The organism is Paraburkholderia fungorum (assembly GCF_046026025.1).
In the GTDB taxonomy this organism is placed as follows: domain Bacteria; phylum Pseudomonadota; class Gammaproteobacteria; order Burkholderiales; family Burkholderiaceae; genus Paraburkholderia; species Paraburkholderia fungorum_E.
The window spans coordinates 131,807-145,691 of the sequence record NZ_JAQQFL010000018.1 but is presented as its reverse complement, the minus strand read 5'-3'; the positions used below and the strand labels follow the sequence as shown (position 1 = coordinate 145,691).

Annotated in this window: 14 protein-coding genes and 1 pseudogene; 7 read left to right on the top strand and 8 right to left on the bottom strand. The window is 59.7% G+C overall.

Annotated features, from left to right (window positions below; all coding sequences use genetic code 11):
- Positions 1-12 precede the first annotated feature (12 nt).
- Together PQR67_RS20800 and PQR67_RS20795 are read left to right on the top strand one after the other, a co-directional pair.
- Positions 13-1,002, top strand: a complete 990-nt coding sequence (locus tag PQR67_RS20800) for a helix-turn-helix transcriptional regulator (RefSeq protein WP_408463264.1) — start codon at positions 13-15, stop codon at positions 1,000-1,002.
- A 442-nt stretch (positions 1,003-1,444) separates the two neighbouring features.
- On the top strand, positions 1,445-1,678 hold the full coding sequence (locus PQR67_RS20795) for a hypothetical protein (protein WP_147408560.1): 234 nt from the start codon (positions 1,445-1,447) through the stop codon (positions 1,676-1,678).
- Between the two features lie 84 nt (positions 1,679-1,762).
- On the opposite strand, the gene PQR67_RS20790 is transcribed toward PQR67_RS20795, so the two are convergent.
- Complete coding sequence (locus PQR67_RS20790) at positions 1,763-2,512, bottom strand: SDR family oxidoreductase (RefSeq protein ID WP_408463261.1); 750 nt, start codon at positions 2,510-2,512, stop codon at positions 1,763-1,765.
- A gap of 151 nt (positions 2,513-2,663) precedes the next feature.
- Between PQR67_RS20790 and PQR67_RS20785 the strand changes: the two genes are divergently transcribed.
- Entirely contained in the window at positions 2,664-3,581 is a 918-nt protein-coding gene (locus PQR67_RS20785) for an AraC family transcriptional regulator (RefSeq protein WP_408463258.1), read from the top strand.
- A 214-nt stretch (positions 3,582-3,795) separates the two neighbouring features.
- The gene (locus PQR67_RS20780; protein ID WP_408463255.1) at positions 3,796-4,164 is read left to right on the top strand and encodes a nuclear transport factor 2 family protein; all 369 of its coding nucleotides are present in this window, start codon (positions 3,796-3,798) and stop codon (positions 4,162-4,164) included.
- Between the two features lie 178 nt (positions 4,165-4,342).
- Here PQR67_RS20780 and PQR67_RS20775 read toward each other — a convergent pair whose 3' ends face one another.
- Complete coding sequence (locus tag PQR67_RS20775) at positions 4,343-5,170, bottom strand: hypothetical protein (RefSeq protein ID WP_408463253.1); 828 nt, start codon at positions 5,168-5,170, stop codon at positions 4,343-4,345.
- A gap of 243 nt (positions 5,171-5,413) precedes the next feature.
- The gene (locus PQR67_RS20770; RefSeq protein ID WP_408463307.1) at positions 5,414-5,971 is read right to left on the bottom strand and encodes a hypothetical protein; all 558 of its coding nucleotides are present in this window, start codon (positions 5,969-5,971) and stop codon (positions 5,414-5,416) included.
- Here PQR67_RS20770 and PQR67_RS20765 point away from each other — a divergent pair.
- A pseudogene (locus PQR67_RS20765) lies at positions 5,958-6,038 on the top strand (IS6 family transposase); the annotation flags it as partial. The gene PQR67_RS20770 and the pseudogene PQR67_RS20765 sit on opposite strands and share 14 nt — an antisense overlap.
- 11 nt (positions 6,039-6,049) lie before the next feature.
- On the opposite strand, the gene PQR67_RS20760 reads toward PQR67_RS20765, so the two are convergent.
- On the bottom strand, positions 6,050-6,475 hold the full coding sequence (locus tag PQR67_RS20760) for a hypothetical protein (RefSeq protein WP_408463250.1): 426 nt from the start codon (positions 6,473-6,475) through the stop codon (positions 6,050-6,052).
- Between the two features lie 506 nt (positions 6,476-6,981).
- Here PQR67_RS20760 and PQR67_RS20755 point away from each other — a divergent pair.
- On the top strand, positions 6,982-7,554 hold the full coding sequence (locus PQR67_RS20755; protein ID WP_408463247.1) for a TetR/AcrR family transcriptional regulator: 573 nt from the start codon (positions 6,982-6,984) through the stop codon (positions 7,552-7,554).
- A gap of 72 nt (positions 7,555-7,626) precedes the next feature.
- Here the strand turns inward: PQR67_RS20755 and PQR67_RS20750 are convergent, their stop codons facing one another.
- The gene (locus tag PQR67_RS20750) at positions 7,627-8,670 is read right to left on the bottom strand and encodes a helix-turn-helix domain-containing protein (protein ID WP_408463244.1); all 1,044 of its coding nucleotides are present in this window, start codon (positions 8,668-8,670) and stop codon (positions 7,627-7,629) included.
- A 122-nt stretch (positions 8,671-8,792) separates the two neighbouring features.
- Here PQR67_RS20750 and PQR67_RS20745 point away from each other — a divergent pair, with 122 nt between their 5' ends.
- Complete coding sequence (locus PQR67_RS20745) at positions 8,793-9,764, top strand: LysR family transcriptional regulator (protein ID WP_408463241.1); 972 nt, start codon at positions 8,793-8,795, stop codon at positions 9,762-9,764.
- Between the two features lie 2 nt (positions 9,765-9,766).
- Here PQR67_RS20745 and PQR67_RS20740 read toward each other — a convergent pair whose 3' ends face one another.
- Genes PQR67_RS20740 through PQR67_RS20730 form a run of 3 tightly spaced genes read right to left on the bottom strand, consistent with a single transcriptional unit; the run spans position 9,767 to position 13,862 of the window.
- On the bottom strand, positions 9,767-11,245 hold the full coding sequence (locus PQR67_RS20740; protein ID WP_408463238.1) for a M81 family metallopeptidase: 1,479 nt from the start codon (positions 11,243-11,245) through the stop codon (positions 9,767-9,769).
- A 38-nt stretch (positions 11,246-11,283) separates the two neighbouring features.
- The gene (locus PQR67_RS20735; protein ID WP_408463235.1) at positions 11,284-12,447 is read right to left on the bottom strand and encodes an iron-containing alcohol dehydrogenase; all 1,164 of its coding nucleotides are present in this window, start codon (positions 12,445-12,447) and stop codon (positions 11,284-11,286) included.
- Between the two features lie 23 nt (positions 12,448-12,470).
- Positions 12,471-13,862 (bottom strand): aldehyde dehydrogenase family protein, encoded by a 1,392-nt coding sequence (locus tag PQR67_RS20730; RefSeq protein ID WP_408463303.1) that lies wholly within the window; start codon positions 13,860-13,862, stop codon positions 12,471-12,473.
- Positions 13,863-13,885 lie beyond the last annotated feature (23 nt).

The following is a 13,885-nucleotide window of genomic DNA, read 5'->3' as shown; positions in this document are numbered from 1 at the left end:
GAGGTGTCGTTTATGAAGGCCAGCCGCCTTTTGTCGATCATGATGATGCTGCAAGCGCGCGGGCGTATGACCGCACCGGCTTTGGCTGAGGCACTGGAGGTTTCAGAGCGCACGATCTTGCGCGATATCGATCAGCTTTCCACGGCTGGTGTGCCCATTTGGGGGGATCGAGGCCGCAATGGGGGATTTCAATTGCGCGAAGGTTGGAGTACCGATCTCACAGGGCTCACGGCGCATGAAGCGCACGCGCTGTTTCTGGCCGGTTTACCTGGGCCCGCGACCGAACTGGGCCTGGACGGCATGGCAAGCTCTGCGCGGCTAAAGATGATTGCCAGCCTGCCTCCGGACTCGCGCGAGCAGGCTGATCGTGTCGCCAGCCGGCTGCACATTGACACTGTGGATTGGTACCGGGCGCAAGAAACGCCGTTATTTCTGCGTGAAGTCGCCAATGCCGTGTGGAGCTCGTATCGTATTGAAGTGACGTATGAGAGTTGGCAAGGTTTATCCCACCGTGAACTTGAGCCGCTCGGTTTGGTGCTCAAGGGCGGCACCTGGTATCTGATTGCCAAGGTGGTGGGCAGGCCCGGCGCACTGACCTTTCGGCTGGCGAATATTAGTGAACTCAAGTCCTCCGGCCGCCGTTTCAAGCGTCCTGCGCGATTTGACCTGACGAAGCACTGGCGTGATGCCATGAACCGGTACGAGACCGATCTTTATCGGTTGACGGCACATATCGCCGTGTCGCCGCGCGGCGAGAATTGGTTGGCCAACGCGCGCATTAAAACCGCTCCCGTTTTGCAGGGTGCTGGCAGTGCGGAGGTGCCATCGGGATGGAAGGAATTTTTGATGCCCATCGAATCCATCGAACACGGCGCGCGTAAGCTGCTGGGATACGGTTCAAATCTGAAAATCATAGGGCCGCAGGAGCTTAAGAATGAATTTATGGAAGAGCTGTCACAGTTGAACGTGCTCTATTCCGATGAGCCTTGCGCGGTCCAATGAACGTAGCACTTTGCTTGACGCACACCATAGTGACCACACGTCGAGGCTCAGAAACCGTTGGAGTTTGCCAGCGAAGCGGATGCAGTCATCTTTGGCAGCGGGATGAAGTCCGGCGAGATCGCTGAGGACCCCGCGACGCTGGTTGCGCGGCGGCTCGAACCACGTTTGTTCACTCACGTAGTCGACGGGTGCTCCGCCCTCCATCTGCGATCGACCGCCCGGCGCCGCCGGGGCTGGTGCCAGGTTTTGCGTCTGTCGACAGCGATGCAATCGAGTCGGGGATGGTCGCTCTTGCGCGTGCGCTGGGGCGTTGACCGACGTTCCCTATTGCACAGGTATTTTGCGCGAGCCTTCAGTGCACGCAAGCAACGGACAACCTGGCGGGTTCTGGCAGATAATCCGCCGTGGAGTATCCGTTTGACATCCTGAAGAGGACGTTGCCATGAGAGTCATCCTCGGCTTGTTCGGTGTAGCGGCATTCGGCGCGGCGCTCGGTCCGCTAGGCTGGTTGGTATGGCTTGCCCATACCCATGCGCTGACCACCATCCTGACCTATCAACTCGTGATTGCGATCCTGGTCGCGTTGTTGATCGGAGCGTGCTGTCTGGCTGCCAACTGCTCGTTGAATCGCCGCTCCCCGCTGTCCCCAGTCGCGCAAACGTTACAGCGCAGATAGGCAGTGAGCGGCGGAATGCCGCCGCCTGACAAAACGGGGCAATCTGCGAACTACGGGCTCCTCGCTAACGATTGCGCTGGTCGGTCAGCGAGCCTCGGCTGCCCATGCTTCGGCGTCGGCGCCGGCCGGAATGCGCATCGGGGATGACGGGTCGGTCGCCGCGCGCCACACGGCCTCGGCGACGTCCTCGGCCCGCGTGATCGGGGCGGACGCATCCCCCAGTCTGGCAAGAACGTTCCTGGCAAGTTCGGCATAGGCGTCGTGATCGAAGCCGTGTATGTGGGCGCGCGCGTTCTCGCCAAAGCGGGTGTCCGGCGCGCGACCCGGCAGAACCAGATGTGCCCGTACGCCGAACGGCTCGAGTTCCAGCGCCATCGACTCGGTGAACGCGTTCACCGCCGCCTTGCTCGCGCGGTACGCGGCAATCAGTGGTAGCGCCTTTAGCGTCACACTCGACGTGACGTTCACGACAACGCCGGCCTTGCGCTGCCGAAACTGTGGCAATACCGCTTGCGTCAATGCGATCGTCCCGATGGTGTTGGTCTCGAACACCTCGCGCACTGTCGCGAGCGGGACGAGTTCGGCGGGAGAGGCCGCGCCGAAGCCCGCGTTGTTGACGAGGACGTCGATTGGGCCTGCGGCTTCGACAACCTGGCGAATACTCTCCGGGTCCGTGACGTCGAGCGCCAGCACACGCAGGTGGTCTGAAGGCGGCAGCACGTCGGCGCGCGGCGTGCGCATCGTGGCGACGACCTGCCAGTCGCGGGCGAGGAAGAGGCGGGCGGTCTCGAGGCCGAATCCGGAAGAGCAGCCGGTGATCAGGACGGTTTTCATGAAAACTCCAATGTCGATCGGAGCTGGTGCAGAGCACTGACTCCGGTCCCATGCAACAGGGTTGCTGGGGTGAGGGGTGCCCCTACGATAGATCGCCGAGACCGTACTTGCTACAATAAAAAATCCGAATTTCATTTGCAGGAGTCCGGCGATGATCGATCCGTTAGCCGAAGTCGTGATGCTGCTGCAGCCGGGTGCCCGGTTCTCCAAACTCGTCCACGGCGCCAGCCCCTGGCGCATCAGCCGCTCGGATGCCGGCCAGCCGTTCTATTGCGTGATCCTCGAGGGCGGGTGCCGCATCGCGATTGACGGACATGAGCCGATCGAACTCCTGTCGGGTGACTTCGTCCTGATTCCCGCGGCCTACGGCGTCGCGATGTCCAGCCTCGAGCCGCCGCCGCCGGGCGTCGAGACGGCCGCACCCGTCGCGCTCGGCAACGGCGAATTCAGAATCGGCGCCCCGGACAGCCCGATCGACGCGCGAATGATGGCGGGTCACTGCAGCTTCGGTTCACCGGATGCGTCGCTGCTGGTCTCGCTGCTGCCGCAACTCGTGCATGTTCGCGGCGAACGGCGGCTGGCTACGCTCGTGGAGCTTGTACGAGAGGAATCACGCGAGCAGCGGCCGGCGCGCGAGGTTGTTCTCTCGCGACTGCTGGAAGTGCTGCTGATCGAGGCGCTGCGGTCCATGGCAGGAACGAATGCGTCGCCGGGTTTGGTACGCGGGCTCTCCGACAGCCGCCTTGCGGTCGCGATCCGCGGAATGCACGAACGTCCGACGCACGCCTGGACGGTTGCTGAGTTCGCGAAGGAGGCCGCGCTCTCGCGCTCGACTTTTTTCGAACGCTTCAGCCGGGCGGTTGGCGTCGCGCCGATGGAGTATCTGCTCACCTGGCGCATGGCACTCGCGAAGGACCTGCTGCGCAGGAACGTCGGCCGTATTGCCGAGATTGCGCAGCGTGTCGGCTATAGCTCCGCCAGCACCTTCAGCGTTGCGTTCACGCGGCACGTCGGCCGGCCGCCTACGCAGTATGCGCGCGAGGAGCAGGCGGCCGCGAACAGCGCGTAAGAGGACGCACATAGATCGTTCTCGTATCTGGATGCGCGCCGCTGGTTTAGTCATGTCACACGCGTATGTATTGCATGATTACCAGATGATTTGATCAGGCTTCCTGAACTCACGCGCTGATGCGAAAGTATTCGCTCGGGGCGACCATTGACTGCGATCAGGCAGTAAGCTACTACTAACCTCAATAGCATGTGTTGCGATGGGAGAATCAAATATGGATGACGTAACGTTCATCAACCGATATGAAGCATCACTTCGGACAGCGATGCTTACCAACGACGTCGAAGCGCTCACTGACCTGCTGGATGATGATCTGATTTTCACCGGCCCCGATGGGCAGATTCTATCGAAGGATGACGATCTATCCGTTCACCGTGGCAAGCTTTTGCGTCTGGATCAACTGGATCTGTATGAAACCAGAATCCACCCCATCGGCGAGATGATTGCGGTGACCACGAAGGCTACGCTCAGTGGTCACTTCGGACCAACCCCGTTCGACGGCACGTTCGCTTACACGCGACTGTGGAGACAATCTGGTGCCTATTGGCGGATCGTAGTCGGGCATGCCGCCAAAATTGGATGACGCCACGTCGATTCGACAGGGCGCCTGTTCCCCATGAGTTGACGTTCAAACGCACGGGCAGCGAAGAAGCTGGGCGACACTTCATGGCCGAGCCGCGACGGGCGCCCGATTCAGGAACACTCACTTGGCAAGGTGTCGATCAGCGCCCGGACAGAAGCAACGCAATGGGCAGCCGCGCTCAATAACACTGTGTATTGAGCCACGCGATCATGTCATTGAAACCGTGCGTGAACTTAGGCGTCGGCGTCAGGTGAGACGCGTTGGCCTGGAGCCGGATTTCATCGGCCATATCGCTGACGTCGTCGCGCAGGTTTTTCTGTTTCAGTGTCGTGGAGATATCGTTGAAACTCTGTGCGAGTTTCAGGTGCGTTTCCGGCGTCGTTTTGTCCGTTCCTGGTTCGGCCATCGCTGCCAGGCCGACACTCACGATCGCGAGTTTCAGGCAGGGTCCAATCTTGTCGGGCGTCATATTCCCGCCGTTTCTAGCCATATCGGCCTGCAACTGCTGCCGCCCCGCCGCCTGCATGGCCAGATGGATTTCCTTCTTGTGCTGGCGATAGAACGCCAGATTCGCCGGGCTCGTCATCGACACACCAGCGGTACCGTTGCTGGACATTTCCGGATGCAGCTGCCTGATGTCTTCGAAGGTGGCCATCATCAGCGCCGAGCCGCCGAGAACGTAGTCGTGGCCGGTCAACCCCTGGCTCGCGAGATAGGCGGTGATGCCGGGCCGGGCGTTGAGCGTGGCGGTCATCGCATCGAGCGACATCGCTTTGCCGTCCTGATTCAGCGACGTCAGGTCCAGCGACTTGACCGGCGCTTTGGGGTCTGCCGCGATCGTCAGCCATTTTTCGAGGAAACTGGCCGTTAAAGGGTAATTGCGCAGGCTTGCCAGATCGGCGGCAGATGGGCCGCGCTGCACATCGGCAGCGAATGCGGGTTGGCCGATTGCGACCACGAGCAAGGCCGCTGACATGGCACGACGAAACCGATGACTCAACTGCATAACGATGCTCCTGATGACAAAGGCCGAACATGCCCGGCGCGATCTTCGACGAGATGAATTGGGCAACGTGTTGTGACCGTCGCTGAATGTGCGCCGGTGACGGGCAATCGAATGATGAGTTCCGCGCCGGCAACACTCACTACTCCGGGCACGCCTGCACAGAAGTATTTTTTTCGCCAACTCGCTTTTTGCCGTGCGGGCCTTTTCTACAATCGGCGGCATTTTGGCGAGGGACTATCTTTACTAGAAGCCCCATCCGCTCACATAGTGTCCGCACGAATTGTTGTTTATCGCACCATTGGTTTTCATAATGTAGCGCGTGATGGTTCCGGACCGGTCGGTAAAGAATGTCATCACGCAATCCGTATTGGTCGGCACATAATCATCGTAGGAGCCCTCCTCGATAATGTTAGGGGCGACCAGAGTCCGGTACCCTTGGGTAACGTAATGCCCCGGATGGTAGCCAAAGGTATAGACATAGGCATTTTCCTGGGCGTTGGCGCGATAGCTGGCGGGTGTCGCCCCTTTCCAGCTCGGCAGCATTTCCTTGATGTTATGGCCGACCAGGGCATCCATAGCGTTGCGCGTCGGTGAATAAGGTGAAAGGCCCATGCAGCCCGTGAGGGCCAACGCGGCGATAGTCGCCAATAACAATGTCAGCTTTCCTGTCAGCATTATCTTTCTCTCAAAAGGGGCGCCCTTGGTTCGGAAAGCCCGATCGAGCTTAAGCAAACTAATACTCATGGAGACACCTTTACCGAGCCAGGGGCGCAAGGCTGCTGTCCCGCGCGAGGTGCCCATCAAGGTTCGGCGGGTCAAATATTTGAACAATGTGGTCGGACAGAACCATCGGGCTATCAAACACAAAGCCCCAGAATGTCATCCCTTTCCCTTCGGACTTAGCGGCGAGAAGCTTTTTACGACACCGTTATGGAAGTAGATCATCACACCGTAGCTCGGCTCATGCCCTGCTACCGCATTCCTTGCCAGGTCATCTGCCGTACCCAGTGTTGGAAGGTGGTTGAGCAGGAAGCCGAAGGTATCCTGAGATGTCGAGTTGCGGTAATCCCATCGGCCGTCAGGGTTATCCAGATAGGAGTCGGTGCTTTGAGGTTCGCCAAAGGTGCGGCGAACATCAGCTTGGGTCGTCTTTCCAGCAATAAGATTGGCGCGCAAGTAATCGATTTTGAATTTATCTGCGCCCATCGCGGATCCGACGGGTTTGGAGTCCATCACCGAGTCAGTCACCGTGTTGCATGCTGATAGCCCGACGAGAAGTAGGGAAACCACAGTCTGTTTGAACATGATCTTCCTGTTGCTTTTGGTTGTTATTGGATTCAACCGCCATTGGTGGTAATCGCAAGTGCTTTCGCATGCCGGACAGATAAGTTCTATAAGTCCTGTTAACGATAGCGATGCGTGTTCCACCCGCCTTCAAACGCGGTTCAGGTGCGCGATATTCGCGCATTGACACCTGTGAACCCGACCTATACTCTCCGGAGGCCGTGGATCAAATTGGAAGGTGGATATCCCGGCTTCGCACAAAATACTGGGGCGGTTTGCACGGCAAGCCTAAGGTTAATTTTTTCGGTGAGAAAAAGTCTTATCTATCTGAAGTATATAGATCGTTCTACATTGATGTCAACGAAGCCGTGTTGGGTTTATTTTCAGACCCGCGGAGCATAAAGTTGACTGACGCGGTGTTTTTCGACTCGCCGTTGGTACGCCCGGCTCGGGCGTAGGGTCACCCGGCCAACCTGTGCGGTTCTCAGATGCTAAAATTGTTAATTCGCCTGCAAGGAGGGAAAAGGATGTCTGTGAACAAGCGCCAGCAGATAGTGATCAAGGCGACAGAGCTGTTTTCAAAGCATGGCTTTTATCCCGTGGGCGTCGATTGGATCATTGACGAATCGGGTGTCGCGCGAATGACCATGTATCGCCACTTTTCGGGTAAGGAAGATCTGATCAGGGAAGTGTTGGAGCAGCGCTACAGCGTTATCGTCGAGGGCATTGAGCAGCGGCTGGCGCCGTTGTCAGACGCTACCTCCCGGCTGAAAGGCATCTTTGAGTGGTACGAAACATGGTTCGAGAGTCCTGAATTTGCCGGATGCCTGTTCGAACGTGCCCTTGCCGAATTCGGCCCCGCCTATCCCAAGGTGTCCGAAGTGGCGCTTCGTTACCGGGAGAAATTGCAGGGCTGGATGGGCGAAATTCTTCGGGAGATCGTACCGCCGCAGACGGCGGACCAGTTAGCCGGCGTCTGCCTGATGCTGCTGGACGGCGCGACGATCGAAGCCCGCGCATTCGGTGACTCAACCGTTGCGACGCGAGCCTGGCAGGCAGCGGACCTTCTTCTGCGTCAGACAAGGGACTCACGTCAGTAGTCGCGAAGCTTCAAGACCGATCGACAACCGCCCACTTCCTCTCGTTTTTTTCAACAGCGGAGTACAGGTAACCTAGTTCATCAGCGCGTCGCGCAACGACTCCGAAGGTCGCTTGCCGAAAAGCTTGCGATAGTCTGTCGCGAACTGGCTCAAATGCCAGAAGCCCCAGTCGGCAGCCACGCTTTGCACCGTTCTTGGCGGACCTGCCCGTGCCGAACTCAAATCGCGCCGCACACCATTGAGCCGGATCGCTCGCAGATAGGACACGGGGGTCATGCGCAAGGTCTCTTCAAAGCAGTATTGCAAGGTACGCCGGCTCACGTGGAATTGACGGCACAACTCGGGCACCGCAATCGGGCGGTCACGATGCGCCAGAATATAGTCGCGTGCCTGCATGACGATCCAGTAGCGATCCGACTTCGAACGGCTTTCCGGCAGGTCGACTGTTTGCAAAGAGCCCAGCAGATCGAACAACATAGCCAGCACGGAAGACCGCAAATTGCTGCTCGCCGTGGCGGAGAACGGCTGTGGGTCCGTTTCCGCGGTCAACAAAAGCATGTTTAACGTACTGCACAAGCTGGTCTTGCGCGATGCGCCGACATTCAGAATTTGCCGGCTCAGCACTTCGTCGGAAAAATAGATCCGTTCGACCTCATCGGCATGCGCGCGTAATTCGGCGTCCGCCATCACCACGCCCAGAATCCGGTACTCGCTCGCCGTCACTAATTCGAATTCGTCCCGGCCACGCATAACGGCCAGCGCATCGTCGGCGATCAGATGGCCGTCAATCAAAGCCTGGCCTTCATTTTTCAATGGAATGCCGAACCAGTAGGCGTCGGAACCGACCTCGCAGGTTTGCCTCAGCGCGTGACTGGTGGTTTCGCAGAATATCGTCATATGCGGCAGGCGCAACTCGTTCACGCTGCCTGAGAAAACGCCGGGCGTGAGTTGGTCGTAAGTCTGCCGCCAGCCGGAGAGATTTCTCGCCTGCTCGTCGGCGTCGCTGGCGACCCGGGTGTCGATACAAAACCCGTTAGGCAGCTCGGGCTCCGTGGTGCCCAAAAACGGCACTTCATAAGCCGCGTCGGGCTCTGAAGCTGCAGACGAGAAAGTCATAGGCTTGTCTATCCGATTCCGATGTCGCTTTTTGCACCCAGGCCAACAGTGGGTACACTACCCCGGGATACAGCACCCTCGCGCTCGCGGCCACTTGCCGTCGCGGTTAATCAGGCGGTCTTATGCAAAATGGCATTCATTTCGATCTGAAGGCGCTCGAAGTCTTCGTGCTTGTCGTCGAATCCGGCGGCATGACGGCAGCAGGTCAACGGCTCAGCATCACGCAATCCTCAGTCTCTCAAACGCTATCGAACCTGGAGCAGGCACTCAATCTCCAGCTACTGGATCGCTCGCAACGGCCTCCGTTGCTGACCCCCGCGGGCCGCCAGTTCTATAACCGCGCCTGCACGCTGCTCGACGACGCCAGGCATTTGAGTCAGGAGTTTCACAAGCCTTCCGGCGAACCGCTCAAACACATTCGCATTGCACTGGTCGACTCCATGGCCACCAGCATCGGCGCCGAACTGTTGAGCGCAATACGGCAGCGCACCACGAACTGGTCGATGGTCACCGGCCAGTCCCATCAGCATGCCGAAGCATTGCTGTCCAGGCGGGTGGACATCATTGTTTCCGATGATCTGGTGTTAAAAAACCCTTTGCTGTACCGCCAGCGCATCTTGCGCGAACCGTTTGTACTGGTGTTGCCCGGCGACTTCAAAGGACCCGTTCCATCTCTGCGCAGCCTGCTGGTCAGAGACGACTTCATTCGCTACAGCAATACCACTGTGATTGGCCGCAGTATCGAAACCCAGTTGGAGAAATGGGGCGTTCAACCGCCTTTGCGCCTGCAACTCGACAATTCGTTTGCGATCATGCAACTGGTGATGGCCAATGCCGGCTGGACCATCACAACACCGCTGTGCCTGTTGCAGTCCGGACTGACACCGGGCAATAAATTTTCTCAGGCGTTTCGCCTGATCCCGATTCCCGGCGAGGAGTTCTTTCGCGAACTCACCATGGTCGCCCGCCAGGACGATCTCGGATTGCTGCCGCAGCAACTCGCCGAGGACAGCGTGCAGTTGCTGAAGAAACGCTTCCTGCCCATCATCGAAGCGAATGCACCCTGGTTGCTGCCGTCTATCGTGTTGGGCTGATTTCAAAGCAGTGCGACGCCGGGCCTCAATTTTTCGTAACGCAGTTGGCGCAGATCGGCAACGTTGATGCCGGGCGCGGCCACCACCAGAATTTCGTTCGCCAACGCGGCAAAATCGGCCCGGAAATGAACCGAGCTCTTGAGTACCAGGATGCGGTAGTCGGCCGGGTTGGCGCCGACGTGCCGGAACATCGCCTGATCGGCAGCTTGCTGTTTGCGGCTCGATACGACGATCTCCACACCGAGTGGGCCACCACACCGCACGCGAGCCATGGGCCCGAGATCCATCTGGCAACCAAGATAGAACGGCCCCGTGCCGGTGAAACGGCCGGTTCCGAGCGCGAGCACTTCGAACGGCACTTGCAGCGGCCCGGCTCCCATCCCGCCGAGGCCGCCCAGCGGCGTGTGAATAGCTGCGCCGATGCCCGCGCGCGCTGCCGCTTCGACAAATCCCGCATCGCACAGCACACCGGCGCATACACGTTGCGCTTTTTGCCGTAGCAACTCGTGCAGGATGTCGGTTGTTTCGCCGCCGCCGCCGCCGCCCGGATTGTCCTGCGTGTCGGCCAGGATGATCCTGCCGCCGCCCGGCCGTAGCGCTTGTTCGAGCGCGTACGCGACCGCGTCGGCCGGTGCATGGAGGCGCCCGCCGAAGTCAGCCTGTCTGGCCAGAACAGCCTGTGTCAAAGCGTCGACCGCTGCCTCGACAGCGATCGGATCGGAGCCGTAGGCAAGCACGCTGGGGCCACTATGATGAATATCGGCAAGCGGAAAGCCCGGCACAAATTCGACGGCAAAAACCTGTTCCGATGCCAACGACTCACCGAGCGCCACCAAACCGCGCATCGGCTCGGTCAAGGTGCTCTGCCACGGCATGGGAATCAGAAAGGGCAACTGGCGATAGCCTTTGTAGAGCGTCGCGCCAGCGAGCAACTTATCCAATAGCGCTAGTGCCCGCTGCCCGGTCTGCATCATGTCGATATGCGGATAGCTGCGATACGTCAGCAGGCCGCTGGCATGTTCGACCATGGCCGGCGTGATGTTGGCGTGAAAATCGAGCGCCGCCACGATCGGCATCGTGGCGCCGACTCTGTGCCGCAAACGCCGAAGCAATTCTCCCTCGCCATCCTCCAGGTGCTCGCTCACCATCGCACCGTGCAGATCGAGCAACAACGCGTCGAGCGGACCTGCGTCGCGAATCATCCGGTCGAGCATGAAGGCAATGGCTTCGAACGCATCTTGTGTGACCGGACCGCTCGGATTGGCGGAGGCCCACAATAGCGGGACCAACTGGTGCGCCGGCCGCGCGGCCTGGATGAAGCCGTCGATCGCCAGATTGACGCCCGAGACCGCGCCGAAGATTTCCTCGCCAACCAGCAAGCCCGGCCACGCGTCCGCTTCAACGAACGTAGCAAAACTCGCCCGGCTGGCGGCGAACGTATTGGTCTCATGCAGAAAACCAGCGATCCCGATTCTTGCCACAACATTCCCTCGATAACACTGACTGATTCGCTCTGGCGTTACAGCAGTCCTTCTACCGCGGCCGTGAAAATGCGGCTGTATTCAGCGGCGCTGAACGGTATCGGATTGGTCCCGGCGGATCCGTCGGCCACGGCCATTTCACCGACCTTCGCCGCGTCGCGCGCGTCGATGCCGATTTCTTGCAGCGTATGAGGAATCCCCAGCGACTCGCGCATCGTCAGAACCCATTCGAGGAACGATGCGAACGACGGCTGCGCCAGTTCCAGATAGCGCGCCAGCAATTCGATCCGATCCTTGATCGCCGACTCGTTCGCCTTGAGCACATACGGCATCAGAATGGCGTTGAGCATGCCGTGATGGGCGTCATACAGCGCGCCTAACGGATGGGCCAGTGCGTGCATTGCACCCAGACCACGCTGAAACGCCGTCGCGCCCATGCTCGATGCCACCAGCATTTGCAGACGCGCGTCGAGGTCGTGGCCGTCCTTGACGGCTCGCGGCAGATACTGCTTGATCAGGCGAATCCCCTCGACTGCGATGCCGGTCGCCATGGGGTGATAAAACGGCGAGCAGTAGGCTTCGAGGTTATGCGACAGGGCGTCCATGCCGGTTGCCGCCGTCAGTTTTGCCGGCAAGCCTACCGTCAACTCAGGATCGAGGATGACAACCGCGGGCAGCATCTTCGCGTGAAAGATGATTCGCTTGACGTGGGATTCGTCGTCGGTGATCACCGATGCGCGTCCGACTTCCGAGCCGGTTCCCGCCGTGGTCGGCACAGCGACGACGGGAGCCATACCGGCCACATTGACGCGCAGATAGTTGTCGCCGACATCTTCAAAGTCCCACAGCGGACGATCCTGCCCGACCATCAGCGCGACGGCCTTGGCTGCGTCGAGGGCCGAGCCGCCACCGAAGGCGATCACGCCGTCATGGTCGCCGGCCTTGAAGATCGCCACACCGTCGTCGACATTCTTGCCGGTGGGGTTGCCCTTGATATCGTGAAACAGCCCGCACTCGAGACCCGCGGACTTGCATTGGTCCAAAGCGCTGCCGATCAGCGGCAATGCCGCCAGACCTGGGTCGGTAATCAATAGCGGCCGGCGCATGCCCAGGCTTTTGCACCATTGAGCCAGTTCGCCAATGCGGCCTGCACCGACCTTGACTGCGGTCGGGTAATTCCAGTTTGCGGTGGGGAGTGACATGCGAGTTCCTTCGGGAGTCCCGTTCAGAGACGGGTTTTCAGATGAAAAGACTTGGGTCGCGTCAGATGCTCGTAACCAATTGCCGACAAGGTCGCGCCACGGCCGGTATTCTTCACGCCGGTCCAGGCCAGCGCGGGGTCGAGATAATCGCAGCGGTTCATAAAGAACGTGCCGGTTTCGACGCGCCGGCCGATCGACAGCGCGGCGTCTTCGTCGCTGGTGAACACGCTGGCCGTCAGACCGTAGGGGCTATCGTTCATGAGCTCGATGGCCTGTTCGTCGCCGGACACGGGCATGATGCCGACCACCGGTCCGAAGCACTCGTCGTTCATCAGCGTCATGCCGTGGTCGACATTCACGAAGATGCCCGGTGCAACATAGGGCGTGCCAACGCGTGACAGCGCAAAGCGGCTTTCGTCGATCAGATTCGTGGCGCCCTTGGCGAGTGCGTCGGCAATCACGGCGCGCACGCCGTCGGCTGCCGCAGTCCGAACAACCGGACCCAAGGTGGTTTGCGCATCGAGCGGGTTACCCAGTACGTATTGATTGGTCAGCGCGACGGCACGCTCGAGAAAATCCTTGTACAGGGGCTGAGCCACGTAAATCCGCTGGATGCCGCAGCACGACTGGCCCGAGTTGAAAAATGCGCCGTCGACCAACGTTTCCACGGCATGGTCGAGGTTGGCGTCGCCTCGCACGTAAGCGGGATCATTGCCGCCCAGCTCCAGTCCGACGCCGATAAAACGCCCGGCTGCGGCTTCCTCGACGATCCGGCCTCCGCCCACCGAACCGGTAAAGCAGACAAAGCCGATTTCCTTCGACTGGATCAGCCGACGCACCCGCTCATGATCCACATGCAGATACTGGAACACGCCCTCGGGCAGGTCGGCCTGAACAAACGCCTGGTGGATGAGTTCCGCGCACAGCGGTGTTTGATCGGAGTGCTTGAGAATAACCGCATTGCCTGCCAGCAAGGCTGGCACGATGCTATTGACGGCGGTCAGCAAAGGGTAGTTCCACGGCGCGACGGTCAACACCACGCCGACCGGTTCACGCGAAATAAAACGGGTGAAGCCGTCCTGCGGCGCCACTTGCACGGGCTTCAACGAGTCTTCGGCAATCGCCATCATATGGCGCGCGCGCGCCGCAAAACCGTCCACCTCGCCGGCGGTGTAGCGCAGCGGACGCCCCATCTGGTGCGTAATCGCCTCGGCGATATTGGCCTTGTTCGCGACAAAGTGCTCGACGGCACGGCCAACCAGCGCCAGTCGTTCCGACAGCGGTTTGGCGGCCCATGCTTTCTGGGCAGCGTGCGCGCGTTGCAGCGTCTGCTCGATCTGTGAATCGCTCGCATAAGGGCGGCGCACGAATTCGCTGCCGTCGATCGGGCTAATCGTAATCAGTTCTTGTTTCATCATGGTGGGCTTGGACTCTTGGA